The sequence below is a fragment of the Thiothrix fructosivorans genome (assembly GCF_017349355.1).
In the GTDB taxonomy this organism is placed as follows: Bacteria; Pseudomonadota; Gammaproteobacteria; order Thiotrichales; family Thiotrichaceae; genus Thiothrix; species Thiothrix fructosivorans.
In genome coordinates this window covers 199,603-216,497 of sequence record NZ_JAFMPM010000005.1, presented here as the reverse complement: position 1 = coordinate 216,497, position 16,895 = coordinate 199,603, and the positions used below count along the sequence as shown (strand labels likewise).

22 protein-coding genes are annotated in these 16,895 nt (G+C 53.8%); all 22 read left to right on the top strand.

Annotated features, from left to right (window positions below):
* The first annotated feature begins 24 nt into the window (after positions 1–24).
* The 22 genes from J1836_RS02115 to J1836_RS02010 all read left to right on the top strand — a co-directional run bounded on the left by J1836_RS02115 (position 25) and on the right by J1836_RS02010 (position 16,893).
* Positions 25–447: a hypothetical protein gene (locus J1836_RS02115; protein ID WP_207249614.1), complete on the top strand. Its 423-nt coding sequence runs from the start codon at positions 25–27 to the stop codon at positions 445–447.
* A gap of 158 nt (positions 448–605) precedes the next feature.
* Positions 606–1,589: a hypothetical protein gene (locus J1836_RS02110; protein ID WP_207249613.1), complete on the top strand. Its 984-nt coding sequence runs from the start codon at positions 606–608 to the stop codon at positions 1,587–1,589.
* 9 nt (positions 1,590–1,598) lie between these two features.
* The gene (locus J1836_RS02105; RefSeq protein ID WP_207249612.1) at positions 1,599–1,811 is read left to right on the top strand and encodes a hypothetical protein; all 213 of its coding nucleotides are present in this window, start codon (positions 1,599–1,601) and stop codon (positions 1,809–1,811) included.
* 12 nt (positions 1,812–1,823) lie between these two features.
* Entirely contained in the window at positions 1,824–2,132 is a 309-nt protein-coding gene (locus tag J1836_RS02100; protein WP_207249611.1) for a hypothetical protein, read from the top strand.
* Positions 2,132–2,440 (top strand): hypothetical protein, encoded by a 309-nt coding sequence (locus J1836_RS02095; protein ID WP_207249610.1) that lies wholly within the window; start codon positions 2,132–2,134, stop codon positions 2,438–2,440. The genes J1836_RS02100 and J1836_RS02095 overlap by 1 nt, the downstream gene beginning before the upstream one ends.
* A 30-nt stretch (positions 2,441–2,470) precedes the next feature.
* A complete protein-coding gene (locus J1836_RS02090; protein ID WP_207249609.1) occupies positions 2,471–2,983 on the top strand; it encodes a terminase small subunit in 513 nt (170 codons plus the stop codon).
* A complete protein-coding gene (locus J1836_RS02085; protein WP_207249608.1) occupies positions 2,980–4,332 on the top strand; it encodes a terminase large subunit domain-containing protein in 1,353 nt (450 codons plus the stop codon). Before J1836_RS02090 ends, J1836_RS02085 begins: the two co-directional genes overlap by 4 nt.
* On the top strand, positions 4,325–6,406 hold the full coding sequence (locus tag J1836_RS02080; RefSeq protein WP_207249607.1) for a portal protein: 2,082 nt from the start codon (positions 4,325–4,327) through the stop codon (positions 6,404–6,406). Before J1836_RS02085 ends, J1836_RS02080 begins: the two co-directional genes overlap by 8 nt.
* Positions 6,403–6,672 (top strand): hypothetical protein, encoded by a 270-nt coding sequence (locus J1836_RS02075; protein WP_207249606.1) that lies wholly within the window; start codon positions 6,403–6,405, stop codon positions 6,670–6,672. Before J1836_RS02080 ends, J1836_RS02075 begins: the two co-directional genes overlap by 4 nt.
* A 3-nt stretch (positions 6,673–6,675) precedes the next feature.
* Positions 6,676–7,740 carry a hypothetical protein gene (locus J1836_RS02070; RefSeq protein WP_207249605.1) on the top strand — a complete coding sequence of 355 codons (1,065 nt, stop codon included), beginning with the start codon at positions 6,676–6,678 and terminating at the stop codon, positions 7,738–7,740.
* Between the two features lie 12 nt (positions 7,741–7,752).
* On the top strand, positions 7,753–8,709 hold the full coding sequence (locus J1836_RS02065; RefSeq protein ID WP_207249604.1) for an SU10 major capsid protein: 957 nt from the start codon (positions 7,753–7,755) through the stop codon (positions 8,707–8,709).
* A gap of 71 nt (positions 8,710–8,780) precedes the next feature.
* The gene (locus J1836_RS02060; RefSeq protein WP_207249603.1) at positions 8,781–8,996 is read left to right on the top strand and encodes a hypothetical protein; all 216 of its coding nucleotides are present in this window, start codon (positions 8,781–8,783) and stop codon (positions 8,994–8,996) included.
* 2 nt (positions 8,997–8,998) lie between these two features.
* Positions 8,999–9,280, top strand: a complete 282-nt coding sequence (locus J1836_RS02055; protein ID WP_207249602.1) for a hypothetical protein — start codon at positions 8,999–9,001, stop codon at positions 9,278–9,280.
* Entirely contained in the window at positions 9,280–9,924 is a 645-nt protein-coding gene (locus J1836_RS02050; protein ID WP_207249601.1) for a phage adaptor protein, read from the top strand. The genes J1836_RS02055 and J1836_RS02050 overlap by 1 nt, the downstream gene beginning before the upstream one ends.
* Entirely contained in the window at positions 9,921–10,907 is a 987-nt protein-coding gene (locus J1836_RS02045; protein ID WP_207249600.1) for a C1q-like domain-containing protein, read from the top strand. The genes J1836_RS02050 and J1836_RS02045 overlap by 4 nt, the downstream gene beginning before the upstream one ends.
* 6 nt (positions 10,908–10,913) lie before the next feature.
* Complete coding sequence (locus J1836_RS02040) at positions 10,914–12,341, top strand: hypothetical protein (protein WP_207249599.1); 1,428 nt, start codon at positions 10,914–10,916, stop codon at positions 12,339–12,341.
* On the top strand, positions 12,328–12,495 hold the full coding sequence (locus J1836_RS02035; protein ID WP_207249598.1) for a hypothetical protein: 168 nt from the start codon (positions 12,328–12,330) through the stop codon (positions 12,493–12,495). The genes J1836_RS02040 and J1836_RS02035 overlap by 14 nt, the downstream gene beginning before the upstream one ends.
* Positions 12,495–13,148 carry a hypothetical protein gene (locus tag J1836_RS02030; protein ID WP_207249597.1) on the top strand — a complete coding sequence of 218 codons (654 nt, stop codon included), beginning with the start codon at positions 12,495–12,497 and terminating at the stop codon, positions 13,146–13,148. The genes J1836_RS02035 and J1836_RS02030 overlap by 1 nt, the downstream gene beginning before the upstream one ends.
* On the top strand, positions 13,145–13,561 hold the full coding sequence (locus J1836_RS02025; RefSeq protein ID WP_207249596.1) for a hypothetical protein: 417 nt from the start codon (positions 13,145–13,147) through the stop codon (positions 13,559–13,561). The genes J1836_RS02030 and J1836_RS02025 overlap by 4 nt, the downstream gene beginning before the upstream one ends.
* Positions 13,558–14,292, top strand: coding sequence for a hypothetical protein (locus tag J1836_RS02020; RefSeq protein ID WP_207249595.1), 735 nt, complete (start codon positions 13,558–13,560; stop codon positions 14,290–14,292). Before J1836_RS02025 ends, J1836_RS02020 begins: the two co-directional genes overlap by 4 nt.
* Before the next feature lie 12 nt (positions 14,293–14,304).
* The gene (locus J1836_RS02015; protein WP_207249594.1) at positions 14,305–15,564 is read left to right on the top strand and encodes a hypothetical protein; all 1,260 of its coding nucleotides are present in this window, start codon (positions 14,305–14,307) and stop codon (positions 15,562–15,564) included.
* Positions 15,565–16,893: a hypothetical protein gene (locus J1836_RS02010; protein WP_207249593.1), complete on the top strand. Its 1,329-nt coding sequence runs from the start codon at positions 15,565–15,567 to the stop codon at positions 16,891–16,893.
* Positions 16,894–16,895: the final 2 nt, after the last annotated feature.

The window sequence follows — 16,895 nt, the reverse complement described above, 5'->3', positions numbered from 1 at the left end:
TTGCCACACCGAATTGGAGACACAATGAATTACCTGTCAATAATCGCCAGCCATCTTGAGCAACACATGCAGTCAGGCATTGAACCCCGCCTGTGGAACTGGGGACGCTGGTGGTTTAAGTACAACACCGTGGAGATCGGGAGAGCCACCGGGCAAATCACCCGTTCACCATCCGCATCACTCATGCAGTTCGCGCCGAAGCCTGCCAAGGGTGGATACACAGAACATGACGACCCTGTTGATGAGGATGATGCAGAGGCAATGCACGGGGAAATCATGGAACGCTGTACCTACAGACAGCAGGAAGCGTTGAAAGCGTATTACGCCTACCGCAGCCATTCCATCACCAACACTGAGAAGAAGGCTAGGAAACGCGCAAGGCAGGCATTGGTGGGCATCAAAGTTCAAGTGAAATCTAGTACAGAGTCTATACAGTGTTGTTTTTAATAGATAAATTTTTTGCGATAGATTGACTGATGTACCCCTAATCAGTACACTTATCGCTAATCTCAAAATAATCCCTGAACTTAGTTTTCCTGCAAATTGATAAGACACTTCAAAGGCCAGCCGTAACAAGCTGGCCTTTTGCGTTTCTGGTGGAACCAATGATTGACCGCAAAGCCTTTTACAATGCCTTACGGTATAAGCGCCTGTTCCTGCGTGGAATTCCTCAAGCGGCTGTTGATGGGGTGAATGCCATTCTGAATGAGTGGGAGACTGGCGAATACGGGGATGACCTACAACACCTTTCCTATGCTCTTGCCGTCACGTACCACGAGACTGACGGCAGGATGGAACCCATTGAGGAGTATGGCAGGGGCGCGGGAAAGCCTTATGGTAACGCCTACGGTCGTGCGTTCGTACAGATTACGTGGCATACCAACTACGCGAAGTTCGGGCGCATCCTAAACATCCCGCTCGCCACCAATTACAGCCTTGCGCTGAACCCCGTGTACGCCGCCAAGATACTCCTGATCGGTATGCGCGATGGCCTGTTTCGCAAGCACAAACTGTCTGACTTCGATTTCACCAGCGCCAAGGGTGTATTCGATGCCCGCAACATCATCAATGGTGACAAGACCTACAGTGACAAGAAAACCACGGCGGCTGGCGTTGCCAATCGCGGTGAACTGGTGGCCGGGTACTACGCCACCTTCTTTGATGCACTGACCAACGCCTATGTGAGTGAGCCAATCATGCCAAACCATCCTCCCCTGCAAGGCGCTTCTGATGAACCCGTGGTTATCACTGAGCCTGACTTCTCAAATCACCCCAAGTACAGCGTCAATGACGACCTGCCAGAACTCCCGGCTGAATACTATGCGTGGGTAGCAGAGAAGCGTAAAGAGCGCCAAGCAGAAGCCTACAAGGAGCTTAACCAGAAGCCGCTGGTGAAATCGTCCGTAACGGGCTTTGTCGCCGCTGGGTTCGTGTCTGTGATCGCCACCTCAGTATCACAGCACTTCGGCATTGAAATCCCCTCAGAGGCAAAGGACTGGCTATACGGCGGCATCATCGCGGTGATGGGCGGGGGTGCATTGTGGGGACGCGCCAAGGCAACAACATTCATCAATGGCTTCATCAGGTAGGGACACTCAATGACACTTTTACAAGAATTCGCGGGTCAGCAGGCAGGACTGTTGAAGTCAGAAATTGATACCCGCTTTGCTGGACTCATGAAGGAAGCTGAAGACCAGTTCACCCAAATCCAAGACCTGCACCAGCAGAGGATGGATGCTTACGCTGCTGAACGCGATGCGCTGAAGGCGGTTATTGATGATGCTTTTGGTGTCTCAGGGGACACCGGGTAAGGAGGCATCGTTGTGAATACAAAGAAGATAAACACGATGGATAACGATGAAAGAAGTCTTTACACCCTTATTGGTATTGCCTTCATGGGGACGGTTATTGGTTTTCTACTGGAGCTATCAGCTAAGGAATCAACCCGCAGCCTGAGACAGATCGCAGCCGCTGCGCTGTTGAATGGTGCATTCACCGTTGGTGCGTTCTCTGCATTGCGCTGGTTTGTGCCGGATATAACCTTAGAGATCGCAGTCGGTATATCAGCCCTGCTGTCCAGTATCGGTCGTGGCGCTATTATCCACCTCGTTAGCAAGTGGATGGATCGGTAATGTTAAGAGCTGTGATGAGCTTGCTGACAGTTGCCTTGCTGTCAGTAGGATGCACAACCCAAGGCAAGCCATTCATTCAAGCAGATGGGAATTTGCAGCATGGCATTGCGGAGGCATCTGATTGGGTTTTCCGTGCTGGTAGCAAGACGTACCAAGATGTGGGTCAGGTGACTGTATCTGCCGGGTACGATTGGAAGCCTTGCTATGCCTACGCTGGTGTCTCGCACTTGAGCCTTGCTCGTTACGGCCATGATATTGGGCTTAACTCCGTGATGGCCGGAGTGGGATGCCGTTACTATTTTCATTGACCCCTTCATTGAATAAAGGGGAGGTGTTTCATGTCTGGATTCACAGACAAACAGGCCGCATTCGTCCGTGAATATCTGGTAGACCTTAACGCAACACAGGCCGCAATCCGTGCCGGGTACAGCGCAAGGACTGCAAATAAGACAGCTTCGCGTTTACTGGTAAATGTAGATATTCAGGCCGCTGTTTCAGCAGCCAAGCAGAAACGCGCTGAGCAGGTTGGATATACAGCCCAACGTGTGCTGCAACGTCACGCTGAAATTGATGAAATGGACGTTGCTGACATCCTTAATGACTCTGGTGATCTGCTGCCTATCAAGTCATGGCCCAAAGTCTGGCGGAAGACTATCTCTGGCATTGAGATCACAACAGTCGGCAGTGGTGACAACATTGCCATCCTGAAGAAGGTTAAGTGGCCTGACAAACTTAGAAACCTTGAACTGCTTGGGCGACATGTTGATGTACAGGCTTATGGTGAACCGAAAGGCTCCACCAGTGATCTGGCTGATGTGCTTGGGCAACTGATCGGGGGGATGCCTGATTGAGCCTGCCAGCAAACATCCCGATGAAGTTGCGCCGTGAGCGGGAACGCTGGTATGACCTAATCCCACTTCCCGTGCAATTGCGTCTTATCCGTGCTGTTCATAGTGGTATCCGGTTTCCCGTTGTTCCTGCTGGTCGTCGCTCTGGTAAAACCGAACGGTTCAAACGGTTTCTGGTGAAAGAATCAATGCGTGTGCCGGGAATGTACTTCGCTGGCGCTCCTACCTATCAGCAAGCCAAGAAAATATTCTGGTCAGACCTCAAGTTGATGTCGTTTTCCAGTACCCATGCCCGCAAGCCGTCCGAGTCGGAACTGCAAATCTACCTACCCAATGGGTCAGAGATTCATGTGCTGGGTTTGGACAAGCCAGAACGTATTGAAGGTATCCCGTGGAAGGGTGGCGGCATTGATGAGTTTGCTGACATCAAGGCAGATGCGTGGAAGCTGAATATCCTTCCTGCGCTCAACACAGTAGACCCGCGTGATCCTGATTACCGGGCATGGTGTTGGCTGCTGGGTGTACCGGAAGGGCTAAACCATTACTACGACATTGCCCAGTACGCCAAGTCCGGGCAAGACCCTGATTATGGCTTGTACCACTGGAAATCAGCCGAGATTCTGCCAGATGACGTGATTGCCGCCGCCAAGCGCACCATGTCATCCAAGGAGTTCCGGCAGGAATACGAGGCCAGCTTTGAAACCACATCGGGTCGCATCTACGAGGACTACGGTTCTGCCAACCACACCGGGGAATACTTCCTGCCCCATGAGCAACTGCATTGGTCACACGACCAAAACTTTACACCGTTGTCATCCTGCGTATCCATTGTCCGTGACGAGAAGATGTACATCGTTGATGAGATCGTGCTGACCAGTGCTGTATCCAAACAGTCGGCACAGGAGTTCGTGGAGAAATTCAAAACCCACCAGAACAAGCATGTATTCCTATACGGCGACCCAGCAGGACGGGCGGGTGAAAAGCATGGTCACGCCTCCGACTATGACCAAATTGAACAAGTGCTGCGGGCGAACCATTGGAAGGTGGAGCGTCGTGTAGCACTGGCGCACCCCAGCATCAAGAACAGGCAGAACGCTGTACGTGCCAAGATTCTTGCCGCTGACGGGGCGGTTAGCCTGTTTGTGAATCCTGCTACAGCGCCTTGGTGTGACAAGGGGCTTTCAACAGTGCAGGTGAAGGAAGGTTCCACATTTCAGGAAGACCAGAGCAACAAGTACCAGCACATCACCACAGCCATTGGTTATCAGGTTTCTAGGTTGTGGCCCCGTATCGAAAACAATGCTGAGGAGATGAACATGCCACTCAAATATGAGAATTCCGCGTATGCCTAAGACCATGAAGACAGATGCCCAGATCAAGGCCATCATCGACCGGGAGCTGGAACATGCTATCGGGGTGGATGGCAGTGAGCTAACCACCAACCGCGCTGAGGCGATGAAATACTACCTGTGCGAACCCCGTGGTGACGAACTCAAGGGTCGGTCGCAGGTCATTTCTGCTGACGTGGCGGATGTTATTGAGTGGCTGAAACCACAGGTTATTCAGACCTTCCTGACATCAGACAAGATCGTGCGCTTCGACCCTGTAGGGGAGGAGGACGTAGCTCAAGCTGAGCAAGAGTCTGATTACTGCAATCACGCTGTCATGAAGGACAATGATTCGTTTGTTGTCTTCACCAGCCTGATCTCTGACTGCCTCCTACAGAAGAACGGCTACGTGAAGGTGTACTGGCAGGATGCAAAGCCAGAGCGGGAAGAGTATGAAGGGCTAACCACAGATGACTTGGTGAAGCTGCTGGATGACCCTGCCGTTGAAATCACCGAACTGACTGAACGCCTTGATGTGAACCTCGGCATCACGGTGGCGGATGTCGTGGTCATGCGGGAAGCTGTACCCGGTAAAGTCCAGATCGACCCTGTACCACCTGAAGAATTGCGTATTGCCCGTGGGCATAAATCTGTCAGCTTGGCAGACTGCCGGTTCGTTGCCCATGTCCGTGATGTGCCTGCCAGCGACCTGATCGCGCAAGGCTACGACAAGGCCATTGTTGATGGGCTACCGACAACCGAAGTAGTCGCCACCACTGAACAGAATTCACGGGAACCTCTTGACCCTTGGCTGGATTCGGCTGATATGGGCGATGCGTCCATGCGCCTTATCCGGGTACATGAGTGCTACATCTTGATGGATTGCGATGGTGACGGCATTGCTGAACTTCGTCAGATCATCTACGCAGGTGACGCTATCCTGTCCAACGATGCAGTAGACAGTATCCCGTTCGCAGCAGCCACGGCTATCTTCCAACCTCACGTCCACAACGGGCTGTCATTCTTCGACCGTATCAGACAGATTCAGGACGAAAAGACTGCCCTGAAACGTCAGTTGCTGGATAACCTCTACCTGCTGAACAACCAGCGTACCTACGTTAACACAGCAGCCGGTGTCAACCTCCGTGACCTGATGACGAATAGACCGGGCGGTATTGTACGCGGGCAAACTACCTACGGGGAGGCGATGTCACCCATCCCTACCTCAGCCCTTCCACCACAGTCCTTCCAGATGCTGTCGTACCTTGACCAAGAGCGTGAAGAGCGGTCTGGTGTTGGCCCCGGTACAGCCTCGCAGATGATGAACGTCGCTAATGATACGGCTCATGCGATGGAGCGGGTAATGTCCGCCAAGGAACTGCTGGTTGGCATGGTCATCCGCACGATTGCTGAAACCGGGGTGAAAGAGATGATCCTGCTGGTGCGTGAGCTGCTGATGAAGCATCAGGACAAGCAGAAGGTCGTGAAACTCCGGGGTAAGTGGGTTCCTGTAAACCCGTCAGACTGGAAGACCCGCATTAACACCACCGTTAAAGTCGGGTTGGGTGCAGGCGACCGGATGCGCAAGCAAGTCAGCATCCAACAAGTCATGGCGTTGCAAGAGAAGCTGTTGGCTGGTGGCAAAGCAAACATCTTGGTGGATGACAAAACCCTGTACAAAACCATCGAAGACTTTGCCCGGTACAGCGACGTGTCAGCCGACAAATACTTCCTGAACCCTGAATCACCACAGGTCGTTGCATACCAGCAGAAGCTGGCAGAGCAACCGCCGCAGCCCGATCCACAGATGGAAGCGATCAAGGCGCAACGGCAAATTGAGCAGATGCGTACCCAGCTACAGATGCAGAAGAACGCAGCAGACAACCAGCTTAAACAGGCTGAATTGAAGCTACGGGCGCAGGAGCTGCAACTGAAGCTACGAGAGCAGGCCATTGATGACCGTCAGATCAGCAGCCGTGAGGCTATTGAGATTGCCAAAATGGAAGTCGATGCACTCACCAAAGGATTCGTTATCGACCTCGGACAACCGGGTATGGGTAGTGAGTTGAATAACAATATGCAGGAGTTCTATCAATGAGTGACACATCCGCGTTGTACGAAGAGGCAGCGCAAGGCAGCTACGCGCAAAGCATCCTGACCAACCCAGCGTGGAAAGCTGCCTGTGCGCAATGGGAAGATGACCTCACCCGCCAGTTACGGACACTGGCCTCAGACCCCACTGCCTGCCAGCAAATTGCATTCCTACTGCTGGCTGGTGACAAGTTCCGCCAATACCTTGAAACCGTTGCCCAGACCGGGCAAATGGCGACCATTCAACTTGACCAACTATCTGGAAATGTATAAGTTATGACTATCGACGCTACCCCATCAGCGGGCGCTGAAAGTATCGAATCCCGTATCGAATCCCGACTTTCAGGTGATGCCCAATCAACCAGTTCCACGCCGCCAGCAGAGGCCACGCCGCCAGAAGCTGACCAAGCAAGCCCACTGGACACACAAGACCCACCTGAACCCGACCAACCAGACGAATCCACCGATGCCGATGCTGAACAGGTCGAGCTTGATGCCGAAACCCTAGCCTCTATGTTTGGCCTTGATTCTTCCAGTGTGCTGATCAGCGATGACGGCAAGCTGGCATTCAAGACCAAGATCGACGGGCAGGAAGGCCAAACAAGCCTCGCAGACCTGCTTAAAAGCTACCAGCTAGAAGGCCACGTCAACAAACGGTCAATGGAACTGGCAGAGCAGCGCAAAGCCTTTGAACAAGAGGCAGCAGCAGCCAAACAGTTACTGACGGAACGCACCCAACAAGCTGAGGCTGTGGTAGGTCTACTGAGTAAGCAACTCAATGACGAATACCAAAGCATCAACTGGAACGCGCTACGGCAGGGCAACCCGGCTGAGTACGCAGCTCTCCAGTACGATTTTCAACAACGCGGACAAGCGATTGATGGAATTACTGCCAACCTGCAAGTAATGGTTCAGCAACAGCAAGCCCAAGCAAAGGCTGAGTCTGATGCGAACTACGGTAAGCGATTGGTTGGTGAGTTTCAGGCGCTTGTTGACAAGATTCCTACATGGAAAGACCCAAAAGTTGCCCAAGCTGAATCCTCGGAACTTATGGGTTTCCTGAAGGAATCCGGGTTCAACGATGCAGAGGTGAATGACCTCATCGACCACCGGCATATCCTGCTAGTCCGTGACGCGATGGCCTACCGCAAATCTTCTGCGGCGGCTTCCACTGTTACGGACAAGATCAAGAAAAAGCTGACAACCCCCGTATTGAAACCCGGCAGCCGCCAGACGAACGCTGACAAACAACGCCTAACGACCCTCGCAGCTAAGAAAGCATTGCGTGCTTCAGGCGGAAGTGTGGATGCCGCCGCATCCCTGTTATTTGACCGAATGTAAGGAACCAAGACAATGGCACAAGCAGTTGGTGCATTGAGCACATACGACACCGTGAATCGCGAAGACCTCTCTGACCTGATCTTTGACGTTTCACCCACCGAAACCCTTTTCCTGAATGCTATCCGCAAGGACATCAAGGCGAAGGCGGTAAATCACGAATGGACGGTTGATGCGCTGGCAGCAGCCGTCGCAGACAACGCCGCTATCGAGGGTGCAGATGCCTCTCCCGTAGCGGGCAGTGGCTTGACCCGTATGGGCAACTACACCCAAATCCTGACCAAACACGCGGTTGTCACTGGTACACAGGAAAACGGTGTGCAGACTGTCAGCGGCAAGAAGGAACTGGCACGCCAAGTAGCCAAGAAAATGGCTGAGATCAAGCGTGACCTTGAGGAATCCTGCATTGGTGGTGCAGCGGTGGGTATCGCGAAAGTGGGTGGTGATGATTCCACTGCACGGCGCTTCGGCAGCATCTACACCTACCTGACCAGCAACGTGTCAGTCGGTGCAGGCGGTGCTGTGGCGGCTGGTAATGGTGCTGGCCTGATGACTGCGGGTACAGACCGTGACCTGACAGAAGCCCTCGTTAAGACTGTTGCTCAGTCCTGCTATGACAACGGCGGCGACCCATCCCTGATGTTCGTGTCCTCTACCAACAAGATTGCTGTCTCTGGGTTCGCTGGCGCTGGAACGCGCTTCACCACCGTGGACAAGGGCAAGTTGGATGAGTCTGTTGACGTGTACAAGCACGACTTCGGGACTCTGGCAGTAACAATGTCCCGCAACATCGTGGGGGACAACGTGCTGTTGATTGACCCGGAATACGTTGGCCTCGCTGAGCTGCGCCCACTGTTTGCCGAAGACCTGGGTAAAACAGGTGACAGCTTCAAGAAGCAGTTGATCTGGGAAGCCACACTGCAAGTCTCCAACGAAAAGGCGCATGGGCTGATTGCCGATACAAATGGGTAAACCCTCCATGCCCTTTATTCAGTAAAGGGTTCACCACGCCCCTCCCAGCGAGGGGCAACTGAGATACCAAGATGACCGACATGACTGAAACCAACCCTGCCGATGAAACCAACCCACCGAAACCTGCTAAGGCGAAACGCATTGATGTGATCGTCCTGCGCGGCATTGGCGGTGAAGATGGCAACATGATCTTCCCCAGTAATCCACCTGTTCCGGTATCCCTGCCCATCGCAATGGCGAAACGCTTGCAGGACGCGGGAGCTGTCAAAGTCCATATCGAGGATTAATTATGCAACGGCAATTCCTGTATGACGAGGGGTCAGAGAAGTGGGGCATCCGTGCGGTACAGGATGTACAGCCGATCCTTGACGCAAACAAAGCGGCATTCGACCACGACAACCGTGGCTGGAAGGGCGATGGGATGCACCATGTAGCCCGCATTCCACTGGTGGTTATTGAGAAGTTCAAAGTAGAGCAAGGTATTGACCTGCTGACTGACCAAGCAGCAATGCGCCAGTTCCTGAATGACCCAGATAACCGCTACTTCCGTACCAAACCGGGGCAAATCTGATGGCACTATCTACCAGCGCACAACTCAAAGCGGCAATTGCTGATTGGCTCCACCGGGATGACCTTACCTCTACTATCCCTACGTTTATCGCGCTGGCAGAAGCGGACATTCAGGCGACACTGTGCAACAGCCCATCCCTATATCAGTGGGGTGACGCTACTTGTGCAGTAGGCTCCCAAACCATTGCTGTAACGGGTATGTACAAGCTGGTGAGTGTGTCTTACCAAGGTACACCATTACGAATTGTACAATCCGGTTCAATTCGCCCGAATAACGGCACTTCTGGTTGCCCAAAATTCGTGGCGCTGGAAGGCTATGGCTCACTGCGCCTCTACCCTACCCCGGACGCCACGTATGCGTTGGATGTGCAGTACGTCCCGGTTATCAGCCCATCGCTTGCTGGTGGTGAGCCTGATGATGATGCAGACAACTGGTTGCTGCAACTGTCTCCGGGGCTGTACCTGTTCGGTTCACTGATCGCGGCTGAAGGCTATCTTCAAGATGATGCCCGTATCCAGACATGGGTGAGCTTGTACACAAAAGCATTGAATTCCCTGATTAACTCCAAGCGTGAAGGCGATCTGGTAGACAGTCCAGACCCGCTGTACATCGGTATGTTCCCCGACACAGGAGTATTGGTATGAGTGGTTTGTGGTCTTCCGGCGCATCCGCCCCTGCGGACACCGGGGATACCTTATGGGAGTCTGGCAGCACAGCCCCGGCTGATGCCAGCGATACGGTGTGGGGTGAGAACCCGCACAAAGGGGAGAAAGGTGAGCAAGGTGCAACCGGAGCTACTGGTGCTACCGGCGCGAAAGGCGATAAACCTGAACATGACTGGGATTCCACACAGCTACGCTTTCAAAATCCAGATGGTACTTGGGGCGAATACACTGATCTGAAAGGTGCAACCGGCGCAACTGGGGCTACCGGAGCAACCGGCGCTACTGGCGCAACTGGGGCTACTGGTGGGGTTGGGGCAACTGGCGCAACTGGCGCAACTGGCGCAACTGGTGGGGTTGGGGCAACTGGTGCTACAGGAGCTACAGGAGCTACAGGAGCGACTGGTGCTAAGGGCGATATGCCTGCCCACGGGTGGAATACCACACAGTTACGTTTTCAAAACCCGGATGGGAGCTGGGGAACGTACACTGATCTGAAGGGTGCTACAGGAGCTACAGGAGCTACAGGAGCTACAGGAGCAACTGGTGCAACTGGTGCAACTGGGTCAATGCCCACCTTATACGCCTTCTCAGTTCTAAGAACAGGGGATGCTGTCAACCCAGTGACAGGCACTGTTGCCAATTACAACAGTACGTATATGAACGATGGGCAGCTTAATGTCACGACGGGCATCTACACCGTGCCAGTCGCAGGGTTATACAGGTTCGACTTCAGCGGCATCAAGCACAACAACAACACAGCTACTGAGGTTCGGTTCTACCTGAACGGGTCAGCCACATCTTCGCGTTGCTACGCGAATTCAACTAACAGTACCGAGTATGTCCCAGTGGCGATGATGCTACAGGCACAGTTCAACGCTGGCGACCAAGTGAAAGTGGTGGTCACAGCAGGTGGTGTCCACGGTAACGAAAGCTGCTACTTCAGCGGCTACAGAATGCGGTAATAGATCATGCCAAAACTACTTGGATTCGCCCCAGACCTTGATGCCGCCACACCGGGGGCTATCACCGCAGCGACAAACATCCTGCCTACTCTTCGTGGCGTGGTAGGCAGCCCATCTGCTGTTGACATGGGGCAGCCCCCGATTGACTACACCAGCAAAGGCTGTGCGACGGTAGCCCTGTTGGATGGCAGCGCACGCACGTTCGTAGGCGGGTACTCCTACCTGCTGGAACTGACCTCTGAAGGGTTTGACTTGATAGGTACTGGCTTCACTACGGACGTAGGGGCGCGTTTCATGTTCACCAGTTTCGGTAATGCAGTTCTGGCGAGCAACGGGGTTAACAGGATTGTGCAGTCAACGGGAGACAATTTCACCAGTATCGCCTCAGCCCCGGCTGCGAAGATTATTGAATCGGTTGGTCTGTTCGTGATGGCGTTCAACTGCAATGATGGCACAGATTCCCTTCCCGATCAGTGGTGGAGTTCTGCGTTAGGCGACCACACAGACTGGACACCTTCTATCACCACACAGTCCGCCAACGGACGCTTCCTTGATACTCCGGGCGGTGTTACCGCTGCCAAACGTATTGGTGACGGCATCATCGCTTACAAGCGTCGTGGTGTGTACTACGGGCAGTACGTAGGCGGTGAGATCATCTGGTCGTGGTCGCAGGTATCCAGTACAGCAGGGTGCGTCGGGCAAGATGCTGTGGTTGATGCAGCCGGGGTGCATGTGCTGATCGGCAGTGATGACATCTGGATGTTTGATGGTACTCGCCCGCAGAGTATTGGCAGCAGCATCAAGCAATGGTTCTTCGCTGATGCAGACGCAGCAAACCTCTACAAGACCCAAGGACGCTACGACCGCAAGAACAGCCATGTCTGGTTCTTCTACCCGTCTCGCCGCAGTAATGGCGCGTTGGATAGTGCCATCGTTTTCAACCTAACCACCGGGCAATGGGGTCGTGTTCTTCAAACTGTAACCGATACGATGGCGTATGTCTCAGTCGGCACACCCTACAGCGCAGACACCGGCACATTCGACAGCGATCCCGGAACAGCTTACGACTCCCCCGGTCTGCGGGGTGCGAGTGAGTACATTGTGGTCGTTGGTACAGACACAAAGCTGTATTCCATGACTGGCATCTGCCAAGCGTCCTCGCTGACTGCATGGAGCATGGGTGAAGATGACCGCTACAGCACACTGAAGATGGTTCGCCCTCGCTTCAACAAAGCCCCGGCTACTGCGACCATGACCCATGCACACAAATCAGGGAGTGGTATTGACTGGACAGAGGGGCGCACGGCTACCCTGTATGACCACAAGTGCGACTTCCTGCAATCCGCTCGTTATCATCGGATTACGCTCAATACTACAGGTGATTTTGAGCTTACAGACCTGACAGTGGAGGTCGCTCCGAATGGCAGACGTTAAGCAAATCCCTCTACCTACTGACCCGCTGCTCCCGATGGTAGGAAGCCAAAATTATGACCAGCAACTGAACCGCAGGCTGTATGACCTCCTACGGGTACTGATTGCCAAGGTCAACCAACTCGAACAACGCATCCGCACATTGGAGACACCATAATGCCTGTACCTTCCAGCTTATCCTCAGTATCCATCACCGCAGGAAGCAACAGCCCCGGCGGATCAGAAGACCGCACCACCGCAGACGATTATCTGCGTGCTTATGCTGCGCTGTTGAAGCAGGGTGTCACTCAAGGGGCTGACATCGCAGCGGGGGCTTCGTTAGTCATCCCGTCCGATGGGTTGCTGCACCACATCACTGGGGGCAGTACAGCTATCACAGGGGCTATTGGCGGGTACGTTGGGCGGTTAGTTATCCTGACTACCGCCAATCGGCAAACCCTCACCCACAGTGGCGCAATAGTATGCCCCGGTGGGGTTAGCACTTACCTAGATGCGGGGGATGTAGCGATCTGCACTATGGGCGAATCCTCTGTGTTGACGGTACGGGCGATCACCAGACGCTCCGCTCTCGCGTTCAAGTCCACGATGCTGACCATGCCATACACGGACACCTCGCTGGTGGTGACACACAATCTGGGCTATAGCCCGTCGCCTGCTGAGATCAACATTACAATGGTACTGCTGTCTGCCAATGCGCTGTACAACCAGTTGTACGTTCATGCCGTCACCAGTACCACAATCGACATTCGCCGCGTTGCAACAGCATCAGGGGCAGAAATCCGTTTCTATGTAGGAGTAACTGCACCATGACTGATACACGCCTGCAACGTATTCCCCCTGCGATGGTAGATAAAGCATGGGCTGAGGGGGCTATGCGTCTGGAAGATGCTATGCACCGTGCGGCTAGCGAATGCACAGGGTCGCAATTGAAGCTGCTACTGATGCGTGGCGAGATGATTCTGGTGCAATCAGGGGCTTTGTGGGCAGCTATACACCCTATTGACCACCCGAACAAACGGGTACTGCATGTCTACGCTGTTGCAGGTTCTGGCATCAATGATGATGTTGTGCTGGAACTGTGGCAGTTCGCCCAAGCCATCGGCTGTACAGCCATCACCGCAGCCGCTGACGATGCTACCGGGCGGCTATACCAGCGAATGGCGTTCCGCCCCGTCTATCAAATGATGGAATTCACCCCAATCAATAAGGAGCCAATGCCATGAGCGGTGGATCAAAAACACAGACCACATCAACTAAAGTGGATTTACCGCCTGAAGTGCAGGCGATGATGGATAAATACTTCGGGGAAGTCGGGAATCTGTATGACAGCGGCTACACCCCGACAGCAGGTATTAACACCCAACAGAACTACGCGCTGGATAGTGCCATGTCAGGGCAACAGAACCTTGCATCGGACGTTAACCAGTCCCGTGGACTGTTGACGAAGACCGTGGCAGGCGACTTCCTGAATGCCAACCCGTACTTCGACCAGACGGTGAGTAGGGCACTTGGCGGTATTACCGACGCATATCAAACAGCCACAGCTCCTCAGACAGACGCGAACTTCGCACGAGCTAATGCTTTCGGCGGCTCTGCATGGCGCGGAGCAGTTGACCGTAACGAGCGCAACTTAGCAGAGGCACTGGGTTCCACTGAGAACCAGATGCGCTCTGGCAACTTCCAACAAGAGCGAGCAGCGCAGATGCAAGCGGCTGGAATGCTCCCAAGTCTCGACACTACCCAGTTGCAAGGTGCGCAGGGCTTGTTGGGTATGGGAACAGCAATGCAAGACTTAACCACCAAACAGAACAACGCTCCGCTTGACCGTATCGGACTACTACAACAAGCATTGGCAGCAGGGATGGGGACTGCTGGGCAGTCACAGACAGGCGCTAACCCTAATTACCGCAGCCCATTGCAGACTGCTTTGAGCCTTGGTGCTCTGTTCGTGTAAGGAGAATTTATTATGGGATTGTTAGACCTACTGAACAAGAAAGTCTCTACCATTGGCACGAACCCGTTAGCGATGGGGCTGCTCACCTACGGGATGACCGGACAGGGCAGTGATCCGTTGGGTTCTGGGATGCAAGCAATGGTTGCGACCGCACAGAACAAAGCCAAGGCTGATGAGATGGCAAAGCTGAAAGCCCAACAGCAAGCCTTGCAGCAAGCGGTAATCGGTGGGTTCAGCCGTGGCTCTGTAGACCCTGCACTACTGGCACAGTACGCCACAATGGGCGGTGAAGGCGCAAGCAACTTGATCGACATGAACAAGTTCAACAACACCCCGCAACAGATCACACCGGGGAGTATGGTACGTGACCCCACCACGGGCAAGCTGTCTATGCCTGCACCGAAGCTGGGTGAAGGTATGTTGTACGGGGCGAATGGCGTGGTGAACGCGGCTGGGTACACGGATGCACTCAACGCAACAGAATCAGCCAAAGCGTGGGCTGGCGTTGATCCTGCTATTGCGAAGTATGGCGCTGAACAAGGCATTGGATTTCAGTACGACCTTGGTCGGATGGGACAGCAGAACCAGTACGATGTTGGCAAAATGCAAACGCAATCTGATCTGGGGCGCGGCGACTTTTCCTACCAGCAAGGTGTTAAGGATTCTAGCGACTACATGCAGGTCTATAACCCGCAGACTGGCAACATGGATTACGTCAGCAAGGCAGGTGTTAAAGCAGGCGCTGAAGCAGGTCTGGGAAATGCCATTGCGTCACGCTCTGCAACAGATTCGGCGATGTCTATGGAGCAAGCCAAGTACAACGAAACCCAACGTCAAGCGATTGTCACGGGCGGCGCTACTGCTGCGAAACAACTTGCGAAGCTGAACCAGCTTGATGGGATGGCGCAGGAAGGGTTGAAAGTTGGTGGGCTTGCTCCAGTGTACCAACAAGTGGGTAGTATTGCTGCTGACCTTGGCATCAAGGTTGAAGGGCTTTCAGGGCTGGAACAGGCACAAAAAACAATCCTGCAATTGGCACAGGACATCCCACTCCCACCGGGGGCTGCGTCTAATAAAGACGTAGAGCAGCGGCTGCAACAGCTTCCACAACTAACCGACACGCCAGAAGCCTTCGCTAGTAGCGTGAAAGCGATGCAAGACCTAGCTGAACTTAACATCACCGTGGGTGACTACGTGCAGCAGTACGGTTACACACCAGAAGTTCAGCAGCAAGTCAACGCGATGTACGCCCAATGGGGCAAGGGGAACTAAATGAACAATGGTATCGCACGCGGCATTGTGGACACAGCACAGTCTTTGGGTATGCGTCCACTGGACTTGGCAACAATCGTGTCCTACGAAACAGCCGGAACATTCGACCCACGAAAGAAAGGCCCGACTACCCAGTGGGGGCAACACGAAGGGTTGATCCAGTTCGGGAAGCCACAAGCCAAGCAATTCGGTGTGAACTGGAACGACCCGGTGAACAGCCAATTGGGTGCGAATGGTGCGGTTGCCAAGTATTTCCGCGCCAGTGGTTGGAAGCCCGGTATGGATTTGCTGAATGCGTATTCCATCGTGAATGCAGGTGCGCCCGGAAAGTTCAACGCCTCCGATGCAGGCAACGGGGGTGCTCCCGGTACTGTCCGTGACAAAGTGCAGAACCAGATGGGCGACCACATGCGCAAGGCAAGCAAGCTACTCAGTGCAGCGTTCCCATCGAGTGGTGTGCAGTACGCCAGCAACCAATATGCTGGTACACAGGCTGATATTCCCCCACAAGATACACCGCCATCACTGGCAGAATTCGCAGCAAAGCGTAGGCAGCCAGCCAATACGAGCCAAACCCCTTCAATGGCAGACTTCGCGGCAAGCCGTAAGCAACCGGGAACACAAGAGGGTGATGCACCGCCATCACTGGCGGAATTCGCTGCACAACGGCGCAATCCTTCCACTACACAATCTGAATCAGTGGGTTACAACATGAACCCCACTACTAAGCGCCCTACCTTGACTCCTGCTGATGCGCCAAAAGTGGATGCCGCCACCGCTTTAGGTGCTGGGGTTGTGCGTGGGCTGAAAGACTTACCCGGTGGATTAGCTGAGATCGCTGGTAAGGTGCATGAGTCTGGAGGTATTCGTGGGATGTTCGATTTCATCCCCACGCCTGACTTCGTTAAGGACATCAAGGATCGGAATCGCCAATGGGAGGGTGAGATTATCCAGTCTGTGAAGGATTGGAATGCAGCGGATGAAGCTGATTATCAGGCTAAGTTCGGTGACTCAGGTACTGCGCAACTGGGGCGGGTTGGTGGTAACGTGGCTACCGCATTTATCCCCGGTACAGGCCAAGTGAAGGCTATGCAAGGCATTGGTAATATGGTCAAAGCTGGGAAGACCGCACAGGCTATGGGTGCTGGCGCAGGATTAGGGATGGCTCAGTCTGCTGCGCTATCCGGTGGCGAACCCGCTGACATGGTACTAGGGGCAACCCTTGGTGGATTGCTTCCGGGCATTGCCAGAATGTCACCCATGATGCCGGATGCTCAAGCAGGACGTTACATCAGCCAAGGTGTTACTAAAGTTCCAAATGGTCTTTAGGG